Origin of the sequence: Frankia sp. AgKG'84/4 (assembly GCF_023242965.2) — a bacterium.
In the GTDB taxonomy this organism is placed as follows: Bacteria; Actinomycetota; Actinomycetes; order Frankiales; family Frankiaceae; genus Frankia.
In genome coordinates this window covers 1-21,238 of the sequence record NZ_JALKFU020000027.1, presented here as the reverse complement: position 1 = coordinate 21,238, position 21,238 = coordinate 1, and the positions used below count along the sequence as shown (strand labels likewise).

Genomic DNA, 21,238 nt, shown 5'->3' with positions numbered 1-21,238 from the left:
GTGTGAGTTTCGGGCTGATTCTGGTTTGTGCGTGTTATGCGGAAAGGCTGGCGCCCGCCCTCCGCTTCCCCCGCGGCTGAGGGTCCGGGCGGGCGGGCGGCGCCGCCCGCCGGGTCAGTACCGGTCAGTACCGGTCAGTACCGGTCATGGCCCGGCGGCGGCGGAGAACTCGTAGGAACTTCGTGAACGCCGTGACCAGGACGGCGCTGGGAATGCACCCAAGTAGCCACAGCGGATTGCTCGGTACCTGGACCAGCGCGACGACGACCAGCATCGCCGACACGGTCGGCACGGACAGGACCAGGACGAAACGCAGAGTGATCGCCCAGCTGGAGAACACATATCTGGCAAAGTCGTCCGCCAGGCGCCAGCCTTCGAGACCCGTGGGCGTGTCCCGGCGCTCGGGCCGCGGCATCTCGCCGCCGGCCATGGGGGGTGACTCCGGCCGCGGGGCTACACCGGACGGTCCGGTCCAGCCGGGAGGACCCGGCAAGGCCGCCGTCCGGGTGCCCCGCTACCCGGCACTGCGTGAGCCTCAGTCATCTACCCCGTCCTTGGTCGTCGTTACTGGGATCCGGTGATCGACCCTCAGGCCTCAGCGGACAGCGGATGGGGCACGGCGACCTCGGCGCCGCCCGCGCCCCCGGCCATCCCGGCGATGGTCCGGTCGATCAGGGTCAGGAACTCGGCGCCCTGCACCGCGATCTCCTGCAGCTCCAGGAAGTTGGTCAGGTACTGCGAGGTGAGATCGGTGTCGTCACGCGTGACGGTGTCGCCGAGGCTGTTCTCGAAGTAGAGCACCGGGTCGTCCTCGGGCTCGGCGAACTCGAGGATCGTGAACGGGCCGCGCAGACCCTGGTGGGCGCCGGCGGAGAACGGAATCACCGCGATCTCCACCTGGCCGCTGGTGACCACCGACTTCAGGAACTCGAGCTGACGGCGCATGATGCTGGCGCCACCGACATGCCGCCGCACCGCCGCCTCGTCGAGAATAAAAATCATCTCCGGACGGTCCGGCTGGTCGAAGATTTCCTGCCGGGAGGCGCGTACCTCCCAGGCGCGGTCGATGAATTTCGCGCTCTCGCGACCGAGGTTGCCGCTGCGCAACCACGCGCGGCTGTACTCCTCGGTCTGCAGCAGGCCCGGAACGAGCAGCGGCTCGGTCTGCCGGATGATCGACGCGGAGGCCTCGTTCTCCAGGTAGATGAGGAACTCCCGGGAGAGCACGTCGCGGTACTCACCCCAGCCCGGCCTTTTGCTGGCGCGCGCCATCTCGACGAGGCTCTCGATCCAGCCGCCGTCGGTGACTCCATAGAGGCTGAGTAGAGCGCGCAGGTCAACCGGGGTAACACCGACCGAACCGTTCTCGATCCGGATGAGTTTGGACGGAGACCAGTCGAGCCCGGTGGCAGCATCCCGCTGGGTCAGGCCGGAGGTCGACCGCGCGCGGCGGAGTTCCGTGCGAAGCCTCCTTCGCAGAACCGCGGGATTGCGCTCACCAGCCATGCCGACCTCCAAAACCAAGACTACGTTGTCTTGGCTCAATATGCCATATGGCAGGCTGCGTGCCTCCGATCGGCAGGTCGCTGCCGGCCAGCGACTGTTTTGAGCGAAAACTGGTGGCCAACCGTCGTGCGGCCGGGTCTCGTGGCGTCTCGTGGCGGTAAGCCGCGCCTGGAACGTTGGGTGGACATCTGCACCACGTCGATATGTGTGCTGGCGGGTGGATCGGCGGCGGGTGGCTCATGTGCACCGCGCCGCCGCGGCCGAGGGGGCTCGGCCGCCGACAGGCGATGGGGCGCCGCGTCGCCGACCGAATCCGCTGCGGGAGAGGGTCCAGCAGCGCCTGGTCGCCCGGCGGGTCGCCCCGGTCAGGCGACCGGCAGGTCGAACTCGCCGCCGCGGACCCCGGTGAGAAACGCGGTCCACTCCTGCGGGGTGAACGAGAGCGCACCCCCGGCGGGATCCTTCGAATCCCGGACAAGTATTCGGCCCGCGGTGAGAGCCACCTCGACGCAGGCGCCCTGGTCCGAGCTCGCCTGACTTTTGCGCCACACGAGTTCGGCCTGATTGCTTGTGAGCATGCCCTTACCTCCGTTTGAGCGTCGCGTTCTGGACGGGAAGAGACGCACATGCCGGCAACCCGCCGGCGAAAGTCGTGGGTGTCATCGACGGGAGCTGTAAGAATAACGGCGATTCGCGGCGGGATCGAACGATACGGGCGTGATAGGCCGATATCTGATATGCGGCGGCCTGTCGTGCGGCGCCGCGCGCTGCGGCCGGTTGCCAGCTGGCATTCGGCGGCCAGTGTTCGGCGGCGCGCGACGAAGTGCACGGCGGCGCGAAAGGTGGTCGCGCCGAGCAAGCTGGCGCCACGCTACGGTCTCCGCGTGGCGTGGCGTGGCGCACCGCGCGGGCTGCGGGGTCAGGACGGGCTCGGGCGGCGCCCGGCCGACGCGTCGCGTGGAAAGTCGTCCACGCCGGAGCGGCGCGACCGGCGAGCTCGACGTCGGCATTTCCCGCCGATCATGACCCGCCGGTTCGTCCGCCGTGTCATCCTCGCTTTGTGGTCTACGAGGCCGCGGAATCGATCCTCGCGCGGCGGGACTTCTTCGTCTCCTACGTCGCCGCGGACAGCGACTGGGCCGAATGGATCGCCTGGCAGCTGGAAGCGGCTGGTTACCGGGTTACGTTGCGGGCCTGGGATCTCACGCCCGGCGCGAATCGCGAACGGTACCTTCTCGACGCGCTCGAGAACTCCGACCGGGTCATCGCCGTGCTTTCGGACTCCTACCTCGGATCACCGCACCGCCTGCAGGAACTGCTCGCGGCCGTTGCGCGGGACCCGGCGGGCCAGACCCGCCGGGTGATCCTCGCCCGCGTCGACGAGGCGTCCCCACCCGCTGTGCTGCGTGGCCTGGAGCCGATCCGGCTGCAGGGGCTGGCGGAGGAGTTCGCGTCCGAGCACCTGCTGCGGCGCGTCGGATCGGCCGTGGAGGGGAGGGCCAAGCCCCCGACCGCACCCGCGTTCCCCGGACGCGCCACTAGCGACGGCGCACCGTCCTCGGCGCCGGCCTCCGCCGGGCCGTCGCCTGTCAGGCCGTCGCCTGTCAGGCCGTCGTCTGTCAGGCCGTCGTCTGTCAGGCCGTCGTCCGTCGAACCGTCGGCGGCGCAGCCGTCGTCCGCGGAGCCGGTGAGTCTGGTGCGAGGGGGTGGGCGTCGGTCGTGGGGTCGTGGGGCGCCGCGGCCGGTGTCGGTCCTGGCGCACGCCGGGCCGGTGGAGCGGGCCGGCCGAACCCTCTGGGTCGGTGCGCTCGCGTTCACCGGCGACGCCCCGCTGATGGTCACGGGGGCGGACGACGGACGCGTCCGGCTGTGGGACCTGCGCGACCGGGCCGCTCCCCGGCGTGTCGCCGCCTTTCACGATCATCAGGGCTGGGTGCGCGGGCTGTCGGTCGACTCCCACCGCGGCGTGCTGGCCAGCGGCGGCGCCGACGGGATCATCGTGCTGCGCGACACCCGGCGCCCGACGGTGACGGCGGCACTTGGGCGGGTGCCCTCCGGTGCGCAGCGGGTCTGGGCCACCGCCCTGCGCCCCGGCGGCGACTGGCTGGCCGCCGGTGGCACCGCGGGCAGCCTGCGCGTCTGGGACGTGGCGACTCCCGCCGAGTCACGCCTGATCATGGACCTGCCCGGCCACCGCGGTTCGGTCGGCGCGGTCCTCTTCGCCTCGCGGCGCACCCTGATCAGCGCCGGCCAGCACGCGACCCTGCTGCACTGGGCGCTTGGCCCGGCCGGCGCCGGTGGCCGGGCAGACGGGGGCGTCCGCCCGCCGCGGTCGTTGCCCATGGCCGGTCACGACGCCGACGTGTGGGCGCTGGCGTGCACGCGGCGACGTGCGTTGCTGGCGAGCGGAAGCGACGACACGACGATCAGCCTGTGGCGGCTCGCGCGGGAGCCGGCGGCGCCGGTGCACCTGAGCCGCCTCGACGCGCACCGCGGCCGGATCCGCGCGATGGCGTTCTCCCCGGACGGCACCCTGCTGGCCAGCGGGGGCGACGACAACCGGGTGCGGCTCTGGGACGTCCGCCACCCCGACCTGCCCCGGCTGGCGGGGACACTGACCCGCTTCGGCGGCCGGGTCGCCTCGCTCGCGTTCTCCCCGCGGGGTGACCTGCTCGCCGCGGGAAGCGCCGACAGCCGACTGCGGGTCTACCGGATGGCACCCTGAGTGGCCTGCCGGACCGGCGCCGCGCCGTCCGCCGGTCTGACGGCGTCGGTGCGGCGCGCGACGACGTCGTCGTACAGCGCCCGGACCGGGCTCTCGCAAGCTCGGCACGGATGGAGGGAGCAATACCCACCCGTGTGATTACGCCGTATGAAATGAATAGCTGCGCTGCTCAGCTGGATGTGCGTGACCATGACTGACGCCGGGACGCCACCGCCCTCGCGGGCGCGCTGGCCGTCAAGCCGGCGCCGCCGCGGGCCCTCCGACTCGACCTCGATGACCGCCTCCTGCTCCAGGCGGCCTCCTGCTCCAGGCGGCGCAGCTCACTGTCTTGACATGTCGGGCCGCAGGCCGAAGGCCAGAAACCTCGCGACCACGGACGCCCGGCTCTTCGCCCTCGTCGCGCGCCTGCCCGCCGCCCTGCGCGTCCGCCTCCTGCGCGCCCAGCGCGGCCTGCGCAACGTCCCGCCGGTCGTGCATGGCTGAGCGGCCTCCTATGGCCTTCTCGCACACCAGACCGCAATCAGCCCCAGCTGGGATCGCGCGGGGTGTCGGGGCGGACGGCGACGGCGTCGAGAGCGTGGTCGGTGCGGATCGCGTCGATCGCGGCCTGGCTGGCACCGACGTAGGTCAGGTAGCCGTCGATCTCGGTGGCCACGAGCCAGGCCCGGTCTGCGGGCCACCACAGACTCGCGCATCTCCATTCCACCGGCGTCGGAAGTATCGGTGCGGCGCTCACCGGCCCCGAGAGCAGGTGATACGCCCGGTGCGGGGTTCCCACGCGCATCGGGCGGTCCTCCCAGGCCGCTGTCTCCGGGAGGTTGAAACCGTCCCAGAGGCAGAAGTACGCCTGCTCCGCGGTGTCGGTGAAGGCGGACAGGACCCTCGCCAGGGCCGCCGTCTCCTGCGCGTCCAGCCCTCCGTCAGAGGGCCGTCCCCATCGCTCGGAGCCGGCGACGAGATCCCGGTACCGGGTCTCGGCTGTCAGCTCGACACCCTGATGTTCGGCGATCTCGGTCCACCGGTATCGCCGTCCCAGCACATCCTGGTCGTACGTCGGCGGCAGGATCCGGGCGTAGGCCGGGAAGACGTCCGGCACCATACCTGCGACCGTTGTCGTGTGGACGGTGGCGGTCAGCGCCACCTCCACCCAGGCCGCTGGACTGACGTCGGACAGCAGCACCATCCCCGGCGCCCACGCGACCGGCTCTGCGATGTTCATCCTCCCCACTCTGCCCACTCGCCGGCCCGCCCGCCGGGCGTGGGCGATGAAGCCGAAACGACGAGGTGCCACACATCCGGCTGCCTGGCCATCCAGATGCGCTGATCACGCCCGGCCGCTGACATGATTGCTGGATGGCTTCTCACGAAACCACCGGTGCCGCCGAGCTTCTGGCCAGGACCCGTGACGGTGTCCTGCTCTACGGCCTGACTCCGCCGCGGGCGACCACCACCGCAGAACAGGCGGACGCCGTCGCCGAGGCGACCCTGGCCCGGCTCCGGTCGGTGCGGGTCGACGGGCTCCTCCTCTACGACGTGGACGCCGAAGCGGACCGGTCCTCGACCCCGCGGCCGTTCCCGTTCATGCCCATGATGGATCCGGCCGTCTTCCTCGACCGGCACCTGGCCGGCTGGGCCGGGCCGGTGGTCGTCTACCGCGCCGTGAGCAAGTACACCGGTGACGAGCTGGGCCAGTGGCTGTCGGAAACCGACCGCGACCGGGTGCTGACCGTGCTGGTCGGGGCGGCGTCCCGGTACCAGGTGGTGAGGACGAGCCTGCCCGAGGCCTACCGCCGGCACGCTGCGCTCGCGCGTGCGCCACGCCTGGGCGGTGTGGCGATCGCCGAGCGGCACGCGCAGGCGGGGACAGAGCACCACCGCATGGCGCGCAAGCAGGAGGCCGGCTGCGAGTTCTTCGTCTCCCAGGTCTGTTACGACCTGGACCGCACCCGGAATCTGCTGTCCGACTACGCCTACGGCTGCCGGGACCAGGGTCTTGACCCGGCGCCGGTCGTGCTGACCCTCGCGGCGTGCGGTTCAGTGAAGACCCTGGAGTTCATGTCCTGGCTCGGCATCGACGTCCCGAGCTGGCTGCGGACCGAGATCACCCGGTCCGGGGACCCACTGACGGCGTCGTACGAGCAGTGCGTCGCCAACGCCCGGCTCCTCATCGCGTTCTGCCGCCGGCTTGGCCTGCCGTTCGGGATCAACGTCGAAAGTCTCACCAACCGCAAGGCCGAGATCGACGCCTCGATCGACCTCGCCCGCGAGATCCGCGGCCAGCTGGACTGACACCTCGTCGTCGCGGGCGAGCCCGGCTGGACCAGCTCGTCGGCCGACAGCAGCGGGCGGCGGGGAGCGCCTGCTGCGCCGCGGTGAGACCACCCGTGGCCGCGCTGGCTGTCGGCGTGGACCCAGCCGCCGCGACCACGGCCGCCGTCGCGGCGAGTACCGCGCCACGCCGGCGTGCTCGCCGCTTCGCCGCGGGCCCCGGAGCCCTTCGCGTCGGGTCATGGCCGGAGCCGGTGGCCGCAGCCCGTGTTTCATCGGCCGCAGCATGGGTCAACGACATGGCCACCTGCCCTCCGAGCGGCTGGGTACCCGCCGGCGATGCCGGTTGGCAGGCCGCGCGGGCCATGCGGCCACCGCGCGGACAACCGGACAACGACGGTGGCCGTGGCGGCGAGTACCCATGCCGAGATGACAAATGGGCGGTGGATTCACATGAATGCCCAGGTCGGAGAGGTTGGAGGTGGAACAGGAGCGCAGGCGGCGGACGGTGACGGGTGCTGTACCGAAAGGCGTCGACCCGGGGCCGCTCGACCGGCGGCGGCCCGGTCGGCTCGTCATGGTGCCATACCGCGATTCTTCGGTCCTTCACGAGGATACGTAAGAATGCTGGAATGGTCATGAAACGCGCGGCGCGCGAGAGGCTTGACTTGTGGCTCCCGACAGTCTGGATACGCTTTCCCGCGGACTTGGCTTTTATTTTGTCGACCGTGGGGGATAGAAATGCGGAGATCAATGATGGTGCGGGCGTTCGTGGTCGCCGTGTCGGCACTGGTGACCGTTTTCGTCGCGCTGGGACCAGCAACCACGAGCGCCTGGGCCTCCGACGACGGAGACACGGTCAAAAAGGCCCAGAAATGGGCTGAGGATGACAAGTGCAAGGACGACTGGTGTGGCGGGAACTGGTGCAAGGACGACTGGTGCAAGGGCTGGAACAAGGACGAGTGGTGCAAGGACAAGTGGTGCAGGGGAGACTGGGACGAGATCAACTGGGACAAGGACAAGGAAAGCTGGGGCAAGGACAAGGACGGCTGGGGCAAGGACAAGGACGGCTGGGGCAAGGACAAGGACGGCTGGGGCAAGGACGGCTGGGATGAGGAAAAGCGGTGCGGAGACAAGGACGGAGACAAGGACGGGGACAAGGACGACCAGTCCAGGGATGACTGGGGCGACGACGACAGCCACCACGACAAGTGGTCCGATAGCGACAGGCACAAGGATGGTGGAAAGGACGACGGCTGGGACTGGGAGATCTGACTGAGCCGCGAGGGCGGCGGACTGGGTCTGCGGAGCACCTTCCGACCGGACGGCGCCGTCGCTGACGTCGAGGCCGGGGCAACCGGCAGGCGGATCCTTTGATGGGATGGGTGCATGGCCGTCCCACCGCACCTGCACCCGTTCGTGCTCGACGTGGTTCCCGCGCACCGGCGGCGCCTGGGCGCCATCGAGATTCACACCGCCGACCCGTCCGCGCGGGACCGCCGGCCGGCCGTGGTGTTCGTGCACGGCGGACCCGTGCCGGCGCGGATGGAGCCGACCCCGCGGGACTGGCCGACGTTCCTCGGCTACGGCGCGCTGGCCGCCGCCCACGGTCTCGTCGGCGTCACCGTCGACCATGGCCTGCACGGTCTCGGGGACTACCCGGTCGCCGCGCGGAACGTGCGCTCGGCCGTCGAGCAGGCGCGCGCCGTCGATGGCGTTGACCCCGACCGGGTCGGGTTGTGGTTCTTCTCCGGCGGTGGCCCGCTCGCGGCCGGCTGGCTCGCCGCCGCGCCCCCGTGGCTGCGCTGCGTGGCTCTGAGCTACCCGTTCCTGAGCGTGCCGCCCGGCCTGGAGGGTGCCGGGTTCGACGCGGTCGGCGCCGTCGCCGCCCCCGGGCCGCCGCCGATCCTGCTCACCCGGGTCGGCGCCGAGTTCCCGGTCGCCGTGCCCGGCCAGCACGCCTTCGTCGACGCGGCCCGCGCCCACGGCGCCGCGCTCGAGGTCATCGACGTCCCGAACGGACAGCACGGCTTCGACAACCTCGACCACACCGATGAGTCCCGGGCGGCCGTGACCAGGGCCATGACCTGGGTCGCGGCGCAGCTGCACCGCACCTCTGGCGACGGAACGACGTCGGCTGACGGAACGACGTCGGCTGACGGAACGACGTCGGCTGACGGAACGACGTCGGCTGACAGAACCGACGGCGCCTGACGGAGAGCGGTCGGGACGGTCAGGTCACCCCGGACGCGGTTTGCCGCGATAGATGGCCTGGCCGGCGTCGTGTAGGACGTCGTCCGGGCGGCTCAGTCCCGGTCCGGTGGCGGCGACGCCGATGGTGGCGCGGATGGTGGCGCGGATGGTCAACGTGCCCTGCGCCTGGGCCATGACATGGAGAGCTTCGCTACGACGATCAGCGGAAGGCGTTGACGTTGTCCCGCGCCCAGGTCGCGAACGTTCGGCCGGGACGGCCGAGCACGGCCGCGAGGTCGGGGCCGACGGCGGACTCCTCGGCGGTCGGGCTGCCGAGGATGGTCAGGGTGTCCTCGGCGACGGAGGCCGGCATCCACCCCACCATCTGCTCGAGGGCCTGTTCGCGGGAGACCTCGGCGAAGGTCACCGGCTCACCGAGGGCAGCGCCGAGAGCCGCCGCCCGCTGGCGCGGCGTGGTCGACGGTCCGGCCAGGACGTGGACGCGGCCGGCGTGCCGCGGGTCCAGCAGGGCCGCGGCCGCGACGTCGGCCAGATCGGCTGGGTCGACGGAAGGCAGTGCCGTGTCGCCGTACGGCGCGAACACCATCCGCCGCTGCTGGACCGAGGGCGCCCAGGCGAGCGTGTTGGAGTGGAAACCGCCCGGTCGCAGGACGGTCCAGGCCAGGCCCGACCCGGTTACCGCGTCCTCGAGCGCCCGGAACCCGTCGTAGGCCGACAGGTGCGGACGGGTGCCGGCGGCGACGGAGGACAGGAGCACCAGCCGGCGGACGCCGGCGGCCTTCGCGGCGCCGATGATCGCCGCCGCGTCGAGGCCGGCGCCGGAGCCGTGGACGAGCAGGAACAGCGCGTCGGCGCCCTCGAAGGCGGGAGCGAGGCCGTCCGGGTCAGCGAGGTCGGCGACGACGGCGGTGATCCCGGCACCGCTTGGCAGGGGCGCCGAGGTGCCCCGGGACACGGCGGTCACCGTCTCGCCGGCCGCGAGCAGGTGCTGGACGAGGGGGCGGCCGATGTTGCCGGTCGCGCCGGTCACGACGATCACGTGAATACCTCCGGGTCGGGGTTTCGGACTTGACCTGAGGCACGTTACATTCGCATAGATAGCAGGTTCCCCAAGGAAAGTAATGGAACAGGAGCCGCCGTGACCTCCCTCGTCGAGACCCCGGCCGAGGCACCCCTCGCCGAGATACCAGCCGAGACGTCGACGAGTGCCCGCCCCTGTCCCATCGGGCCGGTCGTCGAGCTGGTGTTCAGCCGGTGGACCACGCCGATCCTCTGGATGCTGCACGAACGCGGCGTCCAGCGATTCGTCGAACTCGAACGGGCGCTGGGCATCACGCCCAAGGTGCTGACCCAGCGGCTGCGGCAGATGGAGTGCGACGGGCTTGTGTCCCGCACCTACCACGCGGAGGTGCCGCCCCGGGTGGAGTACGAGATCAGCGAACTCGGTGAGAGTCTCGCTCCCGTCTTCTCCGCCCTTACCCAGTGGTCCGAACAGAACCTTGCCGCCGTGCACCAGGCCCGCGCGGCGTACTCCGGACCACTTCCGCGCTGAGCTCGACGCGGCCCGCCCGCTCGCCATCGGTCGTTCAGGTCTTCGCCTCGTCCGCAAAGTTGAACACGTTCAACTTTGCGGTACGGTGGGGTCGTTGCGGTCATTGCGGTCGTCGAGGCAGGGGAGTCCCAGATGGTCAGTGGCGAGGTCGCACGTGTGGAGGGGGTCGCCGGTCGTCCGCAGGGGAGCGTTCGGGGGGCGGCGACGCGGGCGCTGATCCTGGAGACCGCGATGGCGTCGTTCCGGGACCAGGGCTACGACCGGACGACGATGCGGGGGATCGCGCAGCAGGCCGGCGTGTCCGTCGGCAACGCCTATCACTATTTCGGCTCGAAGGAAGAGCTGGTGCAGGAGTTCTACGCCGCGATCCAGGACGGGCACCGGCGGCGGGCGGCGCAGGTGCTGTCCCGCCGCGATTTCACCGACCGGCTTCGGGGCGTGTTGCACGCCGGCATCGACGAGATGGCGCCGTATCACTCCTTCGCCGGCTCGTTCGTCAAGGTGGCGATCTCGCCCTCGTCGCCGTCGAGCCCGTTCAGCTCGGAGTCCGCCGCCGCGCGGGCCGCGGCCGTCGGGCTGTTCCGCGACGTCGTCGACGGCTCGGACAAGCGGCCCGGCCCGCTGGCCCAGGAGCTGCCGGAACTGCTGTGGCTCGCCTACCTCGGCATCACACTGTTCTGGGTCTACGACACCTCGCCGAACCAGGCGCGTACCCGGCGGCTGGTCGACTCCACGGCGCGGCTGGCTAGCCGGCTGGTATCGCTGAGCCGCCTGCCGGGCACGCGCGCGCTCACCGACGACGTCCGCGCCCTGCTCGCCGACCTTCGCCACCCCGAAGCCCAGGCAGCGGGCCTGACCGGACGGCCGGCGCGGTGAGGATCGTCGTTCCCGGTGGTACCGGGCAGCTGGGTGTCCTGCTCGCGGGCGCCCTGGCGCACGCCGGCCACGAGGTGATCGTCCTGAGTAGACGGGCGGACGCGCGGGTGCCGGGAGCACGCGTCGTCGGATGGGATGGGCGTAGCACCGGCCGGTGGGCGGCACAGATCGACGGTGCCGATGCTGTCATCAACCTGGCCGGTCGAAGCGTCAACTGTCGGTACACGGCGGCGAACCTGCGGGACATGATGGATTCGCGGGTGCGCTCCGCGACAGTGGTGGGCGAGGCGATCGCGCGGGCCGCCAGCCCGCCGCGCGTCTGGCTCCAGATGAGTACCGCCACGATCTACGCCCACAGCCGTGGCCGCGCCAACGACGAGGCGACGGGCATCATCGGCGGCGCGGAGGCCGACGTCCCCGCCTACTGGGCGTACAGCGTGGGCATCGCCCGGAACTGGGAGAGCGCGCAGACCCGTGCGCCCACCCCGGACACCCGGAAGGTCGCGCTGCGCACGAGCATCGTGATGGCGCCGGGCCGCGGCGGCGCCTTCGACCTGATGCTCCGGCTGACCCGATGCGGCCTTGGCGGGCCGGTGGCCGGTGGCCGGCAGTACCTGTCCTGGATTCACGGCCACGATCTGGTCCGCGCCGTCGAGTTCCTGCTGACCCGGGACGACGTGAGTGGACCGGTGAACCTCGCCGCCCCGAATCCGCTGCCCTACGGCGAGTTCATGGCCACCCTTCGCCGAGCGGCGGGAGTCCCCGTGGGCCTGCCCGCCACCGCCTGGATGGCCGAGATCGGCGCGTTTGTCCTGCGCAGCGACACCGAGCTTCTCCTCAAAAGCCGCCGGGTCGTTCCGGGCCGGCTGCTGGCGGCGGGTTTCGCCTTCGATTTCGCGGACTGGCCCGCCGCCGCGCGTGATCTCGTCCACCGCACCCGACGGCCCTGACCCGCCGGCTTCGAGAGTGGCGACGAGCCGGCTGCCCTCGTCATCGCCGAGTCAACCGCGAAGTCAACCGCGAAAACCGGCGTCAAGAGCGTCCTCGCCAAGATCGACGCCCGCGATCGGCCCAGGCCGTCGCCCTCGCCTACCAACGCGGCCCGGGCCGAGGCATCTGATCGTGATCGGGGCGTCGGCTGCTCGGGTCGGAGCCCGCGGATCGACGCGGGTTTACGGCGTCGGGCTGGGTTGGGGGACCTCGCCCTCCGCTCCGATCAGGGCCGCGTCGCCCCACACGTTGTACCCAGCGCATCCGGTGCCGGAGACATATGACTGAGTCAGCTTCAGCCGTAGTTTTCCGGTCACATCGAGATCGAGTTGCTTGGATTCGCCGAGGCCAACAGCCTGATGATAGATCTGCGCTCCGTCCGCGAAGACCTCGAAGAGAACCTTCTTGTCGCCGTACGGTGCGTCGTCCGCGACGCCGATCATTGCCTGGAGGCGGCGATAGTGACGCCCCAGGTCGTATTCGAAGCTCGCGGTCTTCATGCAGTAGACATCTGTAGAGATGGAATGAGGGTAGGTGACTCCGTTGACGGTCCGCGTGCCTGCTGTTGGACTCTGCGTCGTCGCCCGCAGATCGGCCAGATATGTCAGCACCTGCGTTCGGGCCACGGTGAGTGTGACCTGCTGTCCGGCGGTCAGTGTCGTGCCAGCGGGGGGATCCTGCGCCACAACGACGTTGTCTGTGGTGCTGGCGTCCAGGCGTGTCTCAACGATTACTGTGACATCCGCGGACGCGAGGGTCTGCTTTGCCTGGTCGAGCGAAACGCCGCGTAGCGAAGGCATCGGTCCGCCTGGGGCGACAGTAGGCACCCCTGACGCCGATGAGTCGGTCACGCTCCTCTTGGCCGCGCTCGCCGTGGCTGCGGATGCGGTGGCTGTGGGTATCGCGGCTGGTAGAGGCGAAGAAGAGATGGAGTTGGCCCCCGATCCGGAACCGGAGGGAGAGCCGTCCGGCCTGGTCGCCAGATAACCGATTCCTCCAAGTACCACCACTATCAGCGCCGCGAGTGCGTACATTCGAGTGTGGCGGACATATTGACGGGTCCGTCCGGGCGGCAGGGGTGTGATCCCCGGCTCGGATGCATGGGGGCCGCCGGTACCAGGACCGTTCGGCCTCATGGTGGTCATGTTGCTGGCGGTCACTGGCCGCAGGCCAGCGGGTTCACCCGCGCCCGTGGGAGCCGAGCCGCTGATCGTCTGCGATCCCACGTCCGCGAGCCAGCGGACGAGTGACCGCGGCCGCTCACCCGGCTCCTGGGCCAGGCCCTGCAGGATGAGGTCGATCTGCGCGGGCATGCCCTGCAGCGGCGGGCTCCCGGCCAATGCCTGGCGGGCAGCATCCCGGTCGACATCAACAGTGTGGCCGTGGCTGTCTCGCCGTGGCGGTGGAGACTGCCCGGTAAGCAGGTAAACGAGGGTGGCGGCCAGGGCGAACCGGTCGCCATCCGGCGTCGGCCGAGCCTGGCGTCCGGCGGCGATCAGCTCCGGGGCCATGTAACCCGGCGTCCCCATGCCCAGTTTTGCAGTGCCGTCGGCGAGATTGGCGAGACCGAAATCGACGAGGATGACGCGGCCATCCCCCTGTACCAGGAGATTCCCCGGCTTGATGTCGCCGTGTGCCACCTCGACGTCGTTTGTGTCCACTCCGCTGTGCAGATAGTCGAGTGCGGCTGCTACCTGCCGGATCACCCGCATTCGCTGGGGGAGATCGGCGTCCAGATTCGCCGTGTGCCTGTCGGACAGTGCGGTGCCCTCGACGTGTTCCATGACGAGATAGCGCTCCGAACTGGCGTGCTTTGCGGCTTCTCCGGCCCAGTGCCGGGGCGGCCCCACGAATCCGGCAATGACTCGGACGATGCCCGGATGACGGAGAGCCTGCAGCAACGATACATGCCGTGACCAGGAGGACGCCGGGCGGTTGGTTGTCTCCGGGCCGAACGTCTTGATGGCGACGACGCTGTGGCTCGCGCCCTCCTCTGAAAGAGGGCGGATAGCTCGCCACACCTCGCCCTCACCGCCGGCGCCCAGCGATTCCAGAATCTGATAGGCATCTGGCTCATCCGCTGGTCCCACCCAAAGACTGCTACCCACGTGACACACTTCCCCCGGAGACATTCGTCGTGCGCTGCGGCACCATCTCTAGATTGGCAGCGTCGCACGAGCTGTTGGAATCGAAACAGGCGGACGTCATCCGCATCCGCATCCGGACCCGCACGCAGACGCGAGTTCGGCCCCCCGTTCGGCGCGAGCGTAGCAGCGCTGAAATTCTGGTCACGATCTACTACCAACTACGTTGCCGCCGGATCGAGGCCACGCCCCGATCTTCGGGGCGTGCGGTACTCGATGGCACCCTGGTCGGACCACGCCTCGCCGGGGGCGTCAGAGGGGCCGGGCTGGGCGCGGCGCGAGAAGTGCTGTCGTAGACATTTGGTCGTCAATCTAGAGGGGTGTTGGGTGATGAGTGAGAATGGGAGATGGGCACTTGCCTACGAATATGGCCCGGACCGGTCTTACGTGCCCGTCGGAGTGCCCGTCAAGGTGGGCCGCACGCTGCAGATCGGTCGCTCAGGTGAGCTCGAGCTCGGTGTCACAGTGGTCAGCAAAGGCATTTCTCGCCGGGCGGCCGAGGTGCGGGCAACCGAGGTTGGGTGGGAGGTGGACATCCGTAATCACAACGGAGCAGTCCTTCATCTCTGGGGTCAGGTTCCCCATCTGGTGGCCGGCCTGCAGCGGGTGTCCTGGCCGCGTGCGGCCATCCGGTTCCTGAGCGAGAACCAGGTCGGCGGGAAGGTCGATGCGAGCGGTCCCGCGCACCACTGGCTACTGCTGGAAGCGGAGATCCCCGCCACGTACCCCGCTCCGACTCGCGGCGGCCGCCGGACCACGGGCCGCACGATTACCGCCAAGCCACCCCCGCCCCTGTCGAGACCGCAGGAGGAGGCTCTGCGCCTGGTCTTCCACGAGTTGCTGCGGTGGCCGCCGCGAGTGCCTGCCCAACCCATGCAACTCGACGCGGCCGCGCGGCGGCTTGGCATCAGCGAGAACGCGATCCGGGAGAGGCTGCTCCATGCACACGGCCGGGCGCTTCGGCTCGGCTTGCCCCGGCGCGTCGGACTGACCAATCCCGAGTACCTCTACGTGCTTGTGCAGGCCGGCTATCTCGTGCCGCCACCGCGCCGTCCCGCCTACCGGTTCACGCCGAGCTGGCTTCACTGACAGTGGACACTGTTCCAGCGCAGTCTGTCGCAGGGCGCGGCCTTCCGGTGTGATCGAGACGCCCGCCGCCGGTGGGCCGGAGCGCGGTAAGGCGCTCCGATCTGGTCAGTGATCCTGGCTGTCACCTGGGAGTATCCATGAACTGCGAGACATCGACCGCACGCTGTCGGCCTACGGTAACCGCGGTTGCGGGCGGCTGCGGCGGGGCGGAGAACCGGCCCGCATCGACGGGACGCTGGCTGCGCAGCAGCTTCTGCCGGGGGGCTGCGGATACCTGCGTGGATGTCGCGTTCGGGGCGGACCACGTGCGGATTCGCGACTCGAAGAGCCCCGATGGACCGGAGCTGACCTTCACACCTGCCGAATGGGCTGCCTTCGTGCTGGGGGTGTGCAACGGCGAGTTCGAACTGCCGGCTGTCACCCCGCTCGGCTGACGCACTCGTTCGCATAGCCAAACCCCCCTGCCTGTGGTGGTACCGACTGCGCTACTCTCTCCTGCAAGATGCAGAATGCAAATTGCATAGCACTGTGGATGGGGACCCGGAGGCGACTTCGTCAAGAGATCAGTCGGTCTCCCTCCGTGAGGTGTGCGCCACCGTCCCGCCGGGGGGCGGGACGGCGGCGCACACCGACCAGTGGGTGGGACTCGGCCTTCCGGGGCCCCGCAAGAAGGTGCTCACACCTCACGCAACGTTGGACCAGGGGGATAGACGCATGCTGCTCGAGAGGTGTCAGCCAGGTGGTACCAATCAGCCAGGGAGCATGCGAAGGTCGCGATGCGGCCGTCTGGTCTCGCTGTCTCTGTTGATCGGCTTGATCGCGACCGGAGCTGGCTGCTCGTCCGCCGAGCCGGCCTCCGCCGTATCCGGCGCGCAGCCGGCACTGGAACTGCCGTCGGCCAGCGCCGCGCCGGAATCGACCCCGTCGGCAGACCTCCACGGCATTGTCGTCGCCGGCTGCGGGAGCCGGGAGGCCAGGGAAGTGTTCGGGTACGATCCTGAGACCGGCAATCGGACCTTCGCGCGGACTTTCCCGTCTCAAGGTGCAGCGCGTCCGCCCGTGTTCTGTGCGCCGGTGCCGTCGGCTCCGGTCCTGCGGCAGCAGTTCAACACGGACTTCACCAGGGTGGCGGCCAGCACTTCGGCAGGCGCGGACGGTGGCTACCACGCTGGATATCTCGATTCCGCTGGAACCTTCACGGACCTCACCAAGACGACGTCCGATTACAGCGGCGTCTCGAAGCAGCGGGCGGTGGGCTTCAACCCGGTAACCGGACGACTGTGGTTCGAGACACCCATCAGCTATGGGTCCGTCGACCCGGATGTCGGGCCTGCCAGCTCACGGCCGGAGCCGGGTACACCACGGGGAAACCGGTTGTTCCTGAATGCCTACTACAACGTCTATTTTGCACCCGACGGGAAAACGATCGAAGATGCACACGATGCCACGCTGACGGCCTTTTCTTCCGGCGGGAAAATTGAGGTTCGCACCGTCAGTGGCGGATTTCAGGCCGTGGGTAGCAACTTTCAGGTTGGCGCGCCAGGATCGATCAACACTGGAACGCCGGTCCTGCACCTGCCGACTGGCGCTGACACCTGCCGCCCTTCTGCGGTCGTCGACTCCTCGACATTTCTCTGCCTGGGGAGCGAAGGGAAGAAATTGTATAAGATGTCGATCAATGGTGACCGGATGACTGTCGGTCAGTGGGAGATTCTCCCCGAAAGTAACCGTACGATCGAGGGAGTCGTGATCAGTCCCAGCGGCTCCGACTTCGCCTTCATCGCAAAGGCAGGCCAATCGCGGACCCTGTACTCCATGTCGCTCACCGACGCCGGGCAACCGAGGCACCTCGTGGATCTTGGGGAGATGCCGCTAGGGTTGGCTGAGTGGATCTAGGGGCTTGACCTGCTGGGCCACTCGCCATGCTGGGTCGCCGCGGTCGGGAGCGCGAGGCCGCCGCGACGAGGAGGACGGAGGCCAAGTGTCCACAGCCAACGCCGTGGTGGCGCGTAGGCGCCTCGCTCTCGGCCTTCGCCAGCATCGACTGCGTGCTGGTCTGACCCTTGAGGAGCTGGCGCACCGCATGGAGTGCTCGCCCGCGAAGATCAGCCGAATGGAGACCGGGATCAGCGGCGTCCGGCTGCAGGACCTGAAGATGATCGCGGAGGTGATGAGTCTGCGGCCGGCTGATCGGGACATGATGATCGCATTGATGCGGCAGTCGCGGAACCACGAATGGTGGCACGAGTACACCGATATCGTGCCTCCTGCCTCAGCGACCTTCTATGGCCTGGAAGACGGTGCCCCGATCATCCGCCAGCACAGCACGTCCCTTGTCCCGGGCCTACTGCAGACAGCCGACTACGCTCGCGCATTGATCACCTCCGTTGACGGGATCTCCGCAGACCTCGCGGAACGGCGTCTCGCGCTGCGGCGGCGACGGCAGCTGGTATTGGGGCGCCCTGACCCGCCAAGACTGACCGTGATACTAGATGAGGCCGTGCTCTTCCGTGTGATCGGTGGGCCCGCGGTCATGGCCGAACAGTGTATGAATCTGCTGCATCAGGCCGAAACGGGGCAGGTGCACGTTCAGGTTGTTCCTTTTGACGCGGACACTCATCCGGCGGAAGGCGTCGCATTCATCCTCTTCGAGTTCGAAGAGGACGGCGGAGGGCCTGTCGTCTTTGCGGAGCAGCTCAGCCGCAACACTTTCATAGATGAAAACGAGGAGGTAGCTGTCTATCGTTCTGCTATGGCCGGGGCTCAGCGGGTCGCGCTTACTCGAGAACTCTCGTTGCAAGCGATTGCCGAACGTGCCGGGATGCTGAGCGGTAAGGCATGAACTGCTCGTAGTGCGAGGCCCGCCGGCCGGGCCGTCTGCCATTCGTTGAAAATCTTCGGGGGAAGCATGGTTTTTAACATTCTGGCCGAATGCCCAGTGGGCGAGAAAGAGGTTGAGACCGGAGTCTATTTTTATCCGTCGTTAACTAAGTCGGGCTCGGTCGCGCTCGGCCCGCAGGACGGCAGCGCGATCCGCTATCATCGGTTCAAAGAAGTTTCTGTCGCCGAACTAGAGGCTGGTCGACCGACCAGAGTCGCCGGCGGCAACAGCATCTCCGGATACTTTGGCGTCACAGAAGCCCGCGTTACCATGCGTGCGGATCCGCCGAAGAAGGCGCGCTCCGGGTCGATTGGTGACGCCGCGATTTACGCTATGGAGGCTTTGGTAATGCCCGGCGAGGCTCTCGTCGAGGGTGCTGTCGGCCTGGTTGCCGCGGGCGCTGGCCGGATTGCTAGAGGAAAGACGCCGAAACCCCGCGCCGAGCTGCTCGCCGGAAATCTGTACTATCGGTGGATCGAGCAAATCGGTGTGGGGGACAGGGATGCGGGCGGTAGTTGGCGACTTCGCATAGTGACCCGTGCTCAGGTCCCGGACTCACCCCTGCGTCGTCTGCTGCTTCAGGTGACCTTCGCTCCTGGGGAGGAGGTCTTTGAAGTCGCGCAGGATCTGGTGCACAGGATTTCGCGACGCTGGCTCGCCGAATTGAAAAAGGGCGACGGGCAGGAAGATCTAATCGCGCAGTTCAGAAAACTTCTGGCTGTGCCGAGACTTCAGATGAAAGAAGAGCCATTCGCGTTCTACCACCTGCCAGCATCGATTCCGATAAGCGTCAAGAAGGCGCCCGGACCTAGCTCTGTTACCGTCATGCCTATTCGCTAGTGCAGACGGCGAGACTGTTTCTCAAATTCCATTTGAATAGTGTGGTTGGCCTTGCCCTCGTCGGGTACGGCATCTATGCTGCGCGGCAGTCGAGCGGGGTGTACATCTTTCCGATCTACATCTTCGCGCTGCCGTTCATCGCTCCCTTCCTCGTTGTTCGCGACGTCAGGCGCCGAAACCGGGACACCTCAGGCTGGCCCGACCACCAGCGGCCATCCGGATCTCGGTGATGCCAGTCCCGGTCGACGGCGGAGTCTCCGGACTGGCCCGCCGCCGCGCGTGATCTCGTCCACCGCACCCGACGGCCCTGACCCGCGCCTGCCGGGGCGCGCTATCGCGGCTGGACCCGTTCGAACCGGGTCCAGCCGCGCCAGCCTCGTTCCTCGAGTCGGGCCATGAGGCGCCGCGCGATCGGCACCGAGTCGAGGAACACCGCATCGAGGAGTTCCACGAGTTCGTCGGCCATCCGCTGGTCGTGGTTCTCCCATCCCTCGGGCCCACCGGCTTCGAGGGCTGTGACGAGCCGGTCGCCCACGGCCGCCACCCGCGGGTCGTCCGCCTCCCAGCTGATCATCTCGGCGAGGTCGCGGTAGAGCTCGACCGTCGACGGGTCGTCGAGCTGCTCCTGCTTCAGCTTCATGTACAGCGACATGTGCTCCGGGAGCTGGGCGGCCACCAGGATCCAGGCGTCCCGCTCGCCGTCGACCATCAGGGACGGCAGACCCAGCTCGCGCAGCCGGTCCAGGTAAGCCACGGCGTCCGGCGGCAGGGCCAGGCTGTCACCGACTGCGAGCTGTGCGATCCGTTCGCGGTGGCGCTGGCGCTGGCGGATCTCCGCGCGCAGCCGCCGGTCGATGTCGGCGACGGCGGCGCTGAACTCCTCGGCGTCCGCGGCCAGCAGTTCGCGGACGCGGGCGAGCGGGACGCCGGCCTCGGCGAGCGTGCGGATCCTGACGAGCTCGACAACGGCGTGCGCGTCGTAGCGCCGGTAGCCGGAGTGGTCGCGCTTGGGCTCCGGCAGAAGACCTTTGGCGTGGTAGTGCCGCACCGCGCGCACGGTGACACCGGCATACGATGCCAGCTGGCTGATCGTGAGCACCGGACCAGTCTCCCGTCTCGGCTCCTTGGCTATCTCGTCGGAACGCGCAGGAACAGCCGCCGCGACCACAGGAAGCCGAGCAGCGCGATCAGGACGCACCAGCCGACCGCGAGCCACAGGTCGGAGTCCGTCGGCGCACCCGTGACGAGCGCCCGGAGACTGTTGATCATCGGGGTGAACGGCTGGTAGCGGGCGAACTGGCGCAGCCCGACCCCCATCGCGTCGGTCGGCACGAACCCGCTGCTGACGAACGGCAGGATCATCAGGAACAGCGGGGTGTTGCTGGCCGTCTCCACGCTGTCCGCCGCCAGGCCCATGCCGACGGTCAGCCAGGTCAGCGCGAACGCGATGAGGATCAGCAGGCCGATCGCGGCGAGCCAGCCGAGCGGCCCGGCGCCGGAGCGGAACCCGAGCAGGAATATGAACGCCGCCACGACGGCCACGGCGCCCGCGGTCCGCAGGACGGCGCCCAGCACGTGGCCGGTGAGCACCGACACGCGGGCGATGTTCATCGTGCGGAACCGGGCGATGATCCCGGTGTTCATGTCGCTGGCGGTCGAGATCGCGGTGCCGAGCGCGACGCTGGCGACCGTCATGATCAGGATTCCCGGCGTGATGAACACCAGGTAGTCGCCGCGGTCGCCGCCGTCGCGCTGACCCGGCAGACCGGCGCCGAGAGTCCCACCGAACACGTACACGAACAGCAGCAGGAACACGATCGGTTGGGCGACCAGCATGATCGACAGAGAGGGGTAGCGGCGGATGTGCAGCAGGTTGCGGCGCAGCATCGTCACCGAGTCCCGCAGCGTGTAGGTGGCGGTGCTCATGCGGGGATCCCCTCGGGGGCGGGCGCCACGGCGGTGCGGCCGGTGAGCGCGAGGAAGACGTCGTCGAGATCGGCGGAGTCCACGGTCAGCCCGGCGACGCCGTCGTCGTGGAGGCCGTCGAGGACGTGGCGCAGTCCGGCGATGCCGCCGTCGCCCGGGACCCGCAGGGTGAGTGCGTCGGTGTCGGCGGTGGCCGCCGGGTGCGCCGCCGCTGCCGCGGCCAGCGC

At 69.1% G+C, this 21,238-nt stretch carries 22 protein-coding genes and 1 pseudogene; 13 read left to right on the top strand and 10 right to left on the bottom strand.

Annotation, left to right across the window (positions count from 1 at the left end):
• Positions 1-124 precede the first annotated feature (124 nt).
• The 3 genes from MXD58_RS04065 to MXD58_RS04055 all read right to left on the bottom strand — a co-directional run bounded on the left by MXD58_RS04065 (position 125) and on the right by MXD58_RS04055 (position 2,084).
• Positions 125-430: a hypothetical protein gene (locus MXD58_RS04065; RefSeq protein ID WP_248837401.1), complete on the bottom strand. Its 306-nt coding sequence runs from the start codon at positions 428-430 to the stop codon at positions 125-127.
• Between the two features lie 158 nt (positions 431-588).
• The gene (locus MXD58_RS04060) at positions 589-1,506 is read right to left on the bottom strand and encodes a helix-turn-helix domain-containing protein (RefSeq protein WP_248837402.1); all 918 of its coding nucleotides are present in this window, start codon (positions 1,504-1,506) and stop codon (positions 589-591) included.
• Between the two features lie 365 nt (positions 1,507-1,871).
• Complete coding sequence (locus MXD58_RS04055) at positions 1,872-2,084, bottom strand: DUF397 domain-containing protein (RefSeq protein ID WP_248837403.1); 213 nt, start codon at positions 2,082-2,084, stop codon at positions 1,872-1,874.
• Between the two features lie 482 nt (positions 2,085-2,566).
• Here MXD58_RS04055 and MXD58_RS04050 point away from each other — a divergent pair, with 482 nt between their 5' ends.
• Complete coding sequence (locus MXD58_RS04050; RefSeq protein WP_248837404.1) at positions 2,567-4,231, top strand: toll/interleukin-1 receptor domain-containing protein; 1,665 nt, start codon at positions 2,567-2,569, stop codon at positions 4,229-4,231.
• A 333-nt stretch (positions 4,232-4,564) separates the two neighbouring features.
• Complete coding sequence (locus MXD58_RS04045; RefSeq protein WP_248837405.1) at positions 4,565-4,714, top strand: hypothetical protein; 150 nt, start codon at positions 4,565-4,567, stop codon at positions 4,712-4,714.
• 37 nt (positions 4,715-4,751) lie between these two features.
• Here the strand turns inward: MXD58_RS04045 and MXD58_RS04040 are convergent, their stop codons facing one another.
• Positions 4,752-5,450 carry a hypothetical protein gene (locus tag MXD58_RS04040; protein WP_248837406.1) on the bottom strand — a complete coding sequence of 233 codons (699 nt, stop codon included), beginning with the start codon at positions 5,448-5,450 and terminating at the stop codon, positions 4,752-4,754.
• A 134-nt stretch (positions 5,451-5,584) separates the two neighbouring features.
• On the opposite strand from MXD58_RS04040, the gene MXD58_RS04035 reads away from it, so the two are divergent.
• From MXD58_RS04035 to MXD58_RS04025, 3 genes are all read left to right on the top strand, one after another.
• On the top strand, positions 5,585-6,520 hold the full coding sequence (locus MXD58_RS04035) for a methylenetetrahydrofolate reductase (RefSeq protein ID WP_248837407.1): 936 nt from the start codon (positions 5,585-5,587) through the stop codon (positions 6,518-6,520).
• A 732-nt stretch (positions 6,521-7,252) separates the two neighbouring features.
• On the top strand, positions 7,253-7,774 hold the full coding sequence (locus MXD58_RS04030) for a peptidylprolyl isomerase (RefSeq protein ID WP_250609057.1): 522 nt from the start codon (positions 7,253-7,255) through the stop codon (positions 7,772-7,774).
• 114 nt (positions 7,775-7,888) lie between these two features.
• Positions 7,889-8,713 carry an alpha/beta hydrolase gene (locus MXD58_RS04025; RefSeq protein ID WP_248837409.1) on the top strand — a complete coding sequence of 275 codons (825 nt, stop codon included), beginning with the start codon at positions 7,889-7,891 and terminating at the stop codon, positions 8,711-8,713.
• A 24-nt stretch (positions 8,714-8,737) separates the two neighbouring features.
• Here MXD58_RS04025 and MXD58_RS04020 read toward each other — a convergent pair whose 3' ends face one another.
• Positions 8,738-8,887, bottom strand: coding sequence for a nucleotidyl cyclase domain-containing protein (locus MXD58_RS04020; RefSeq protein ID WP_248837410.1), 150 nt, complete (start codon positions 8,885-8,887; stop codon positions 8,738-8,740).
• A gap of 25 nt (positions 8,888-8,912) precedes the next feature.
• Positions 8,913-9,752, bottom strand: coding sequence for an SDR family oxidoreductase (locus MXD58_RS04015; protein ID WP_248837411.1), 840 nt, complete (start codon positions 9,750-9,752; stop codon positions 8,913-8,915).
• Positions 9,753-9,851: 99 nt separating this feature from the next.
• Here MXD58_RS04015 and MXD58_RS04010 point away from each other — a divergent pair, with 99 nt between their 5' ends.
• The 3 genes from MXD58_RS04010 to MXD58_RS04000 all read left to right on the top strand — a co-directional run bounded on the left by MXD58_RS04010 (position 9,852) and on the right by MXD58_RS04000 (position 12,091).
• Positions 9,852-10,265: a winged helix-turn-helix transcriptional regulator gene (locus tag MXD58_RS04010; protein ID WP_248837412.1), complete on the top strand. Its 414-nt coding sequence runs from the start codon at positions 9,852-9,854 to the stop codon at positions 10,263-10,265.
• A 156-nt stretch (positions 10,266-10,421) separates the two neighbouring features.
• Positions 10,422-11,141: a TetR/AcrR family transcriptional regulator gene (locus tag MXD58_RS04005; RefSeq protein WP_250609055.1), complete on the top strand. Its 720-nt coding sequence runs from the start codon at positions 10,422-10,424 to the stop codon at positions 11,139-11,141.
• Positions 11,138-12,091, top strand: a complete 954-nt coding sequence (locus MXD58_RS04000; protein ID WP_248837414.1) for a TIGR01777 family oxidoreductase — start codon at positions 11,138-11,140, stop codon at positions 12,089-12,091. Before MXD58_RS04005 ends, MXD58_RS04000 begins: the two co-directional genes overlap by 4 nt.
• Before the next feature lie 222 nt (positions 12,092-12,313).
• Here MXD58_RS04000 and MXD58_RS03995 read toward each other — a convergent pair whose 3' ends face one another.
• The gene (locus tag MXD58_RS03995) at positions 12,314-14,239 is read right to left on the bottom strand and encodes a protein kinase domain-containing protein (protein ID WP_248837415.1); all 1,926 of its coding nucleotides are present in this window, start codon (positions 14,237-14,239) and stop codon (positions 12,314-12,316) included.
• Between the two features lie 435 nt (positions 14,240-14,674).
• On the opposite strand from MXD58_RS03995, the gene MXD58_RS03990 reads away from it, so the two are divergent.
• The 5 genes from MXD58_RS03990 (at position 14,675) to MXD58_RS03970 (ending at position 19,085) form a co-directional block, all read left to right on the top strand.
• Positions 14,675-15,364 (top strand): helix-turn-helix domain-containing protein, encoded by a 690-nt coding sequence (locus MXD58_RS03990; RefSeq protein ID WP_248837416.1) that lies wholly within the window; start codon positions 14,675-14,677, stop codon positions 15,362-15,364.
• A gap of 137 nt (positions 15,365-15,501) precedes the next feature.
• Positions 15,502-15,798: a DUF397 domain-containing protein gene (locus MXD58_RS30105; RefSeq protein WP_284677830.1), complete on the top strand. Its 297-nt coding sequence runs from the start codon at positions 15,502-15,504 to the stop codon at positions 15,796-15,798.
• Between the two features lie 280 nt (positions 15,799-16,078).
• Positions 16,079-17,260, top strand: a complete 1,182-nt coding sequence (locus MXD58_RS03980) for a hypothetical protein (protein ID WP_250609053.1) — start codon at positions 16,079-16,081, stop codon at positions 17,258-17,260.
• Positions 17,261-17,345: 85 nt separating this feature from the next.
• A complete protein-coding gene (locus MXD58_RS03975) occupies positions 17,346-18,206 on the top strand; it encodes a helix-turn-helix domain-containing protein (protein WP_248837419.1) in 861 nt (286 codons plus the stop codon).
• A 45-nt stretch (positions 18,207-18,251) separates the two neighbouring features.
• Positions 18,252-19,085, top strand: a complete 834-nt coding sequence (locus tag MXD58_RS03970) for a hypothetical protein (RefSeq protein WP_248837420.1) — start codon at positions 18,252-18,254, stop codon at positions 19,083-19,085.
• Between the two features lie 331 nt (positions 19,086-19,416).
• On the opposite strand, the gene MXD58_RS03965 is transcribed toward MXD58_RS03970, so the two are convergent.
• The 3 genes and pseudogenes from MXD58_RS03965 to MXD58_RS03955 form a co-directional block, all read right to left on the bottom strand.
• On the bottom strand, positions 19,417-20,184 hold the full coding sequence (locus tag MXD58_RS03965) for a MerR family transcriptional regulator (RefSeq protein ID WP_248837421.1): 768 nt from the start codon (positions 20,182-20,184) through the stop codon (positions 19,417-19,419).
• A gap of 29 nt (positions 20,185-20,213) precedes the next feature.
• Positions 20,214-21,011: an ABC transporter permease gene (locus MXD58_RS03960; protein ID WP_248837422.1), complete on the bottom strand. Its 798-nt coding sequence runs from the start codon at positions 21,009-21,011 to the stop codon at positions 20,214-20,216.
• Positions 21,008-21,238 (bottom strand): annotated as a pseudogene (locus MXD58_RS03955) (ABC transporter); the annotation flags it as partial. The pseudogene MXD58_RS03955 and the gene MXD58_RS03960, both read right to left, overlap by 4 nt.

Coding starts and splice junctions, on each gene's coding strand:
- MXD58_RS04060 (WP_248837402.1), bottom strand. CDS start 1,506: ATGGCTGGTGAGCGCAATCCCGCGGTTCTGCGAAGGAGGCTTCGCACG.
- MXD58_RS03980 (WP_250609053.1), top strand. CDS start 16,079: ATGCTGCTCGAGAGGTGTCAGCCAGGTGGTACCAATCAGCCAGGGAGC.
- MXD58_RS04030 (WP_250609057.1), top strand. CDS start 7,253: ATGATGGTGCGGGCGTTCGTGGTCGCCGTGTCGGCACTGGTGACCGTT.
- MXD58_RS04040 (WP_248837406.1), bottom strand. CDS start 5,450: ATGAACATCGCAGAGCCGGTCGCGTGGGCGCCGGGGATGGTGCTGCTG.
- MXD58_RS03960 (WP_248837422.1), bottom strand. CDS start 21,011: ATGAGCACCGCCACCTACACGCTGCGGGACTCGGTGACGATGCTGCGC.
- MXD58_RS04065 (WP_248837401.1), bottom strand. CDS start 430: ATGGCCGGCGGCGAGATGCCGCGGCCCGAGCGCCGGGACACGCCCACG.
- MXD58_RS04035 (WP_248837407.1), top strand. CDS start 5,585: ATGGCTTCTCACGAAACCACCGGTGCCGCCGAGCTTCTGGCCAGGACC.
- MXD58_RS04055 (WP_248837403.1), bottom strand. CDS start 2,084: ATGCTCACAAGCAATCAGGCCGAACTCGTGTGGCGCAAAAGTCAGGCG.
- MXD58_RS30105 (WP_284677830.1), top strand. CDS start 15,502: ATGAACTGCGAGACATCGACCGCACGCTGTCGGCCTACGGTAACCGCG.
- MXD58_RS04020 (WP_248837410.1), bottom strand. CDS start 8,887: ATGGCCCAGGCGCAGGGCACGTTGACCATCCGCGCCACCATCCGCGCC.
- MXD58_RS04045 (WP_248837405.1), top strand. CDS start 4,565: ATGTCGGGCCGCAGGCCGAAGGCCAGAAACCTCGCGACCACGGACGCC.
- MXD58_RS04025 (WP_248837409.1), top strand. CDS start 7,889: ATGGCCGTCCCACCGCACCTGCACCCGTTCGTGCTCGACGTGGTTCCC.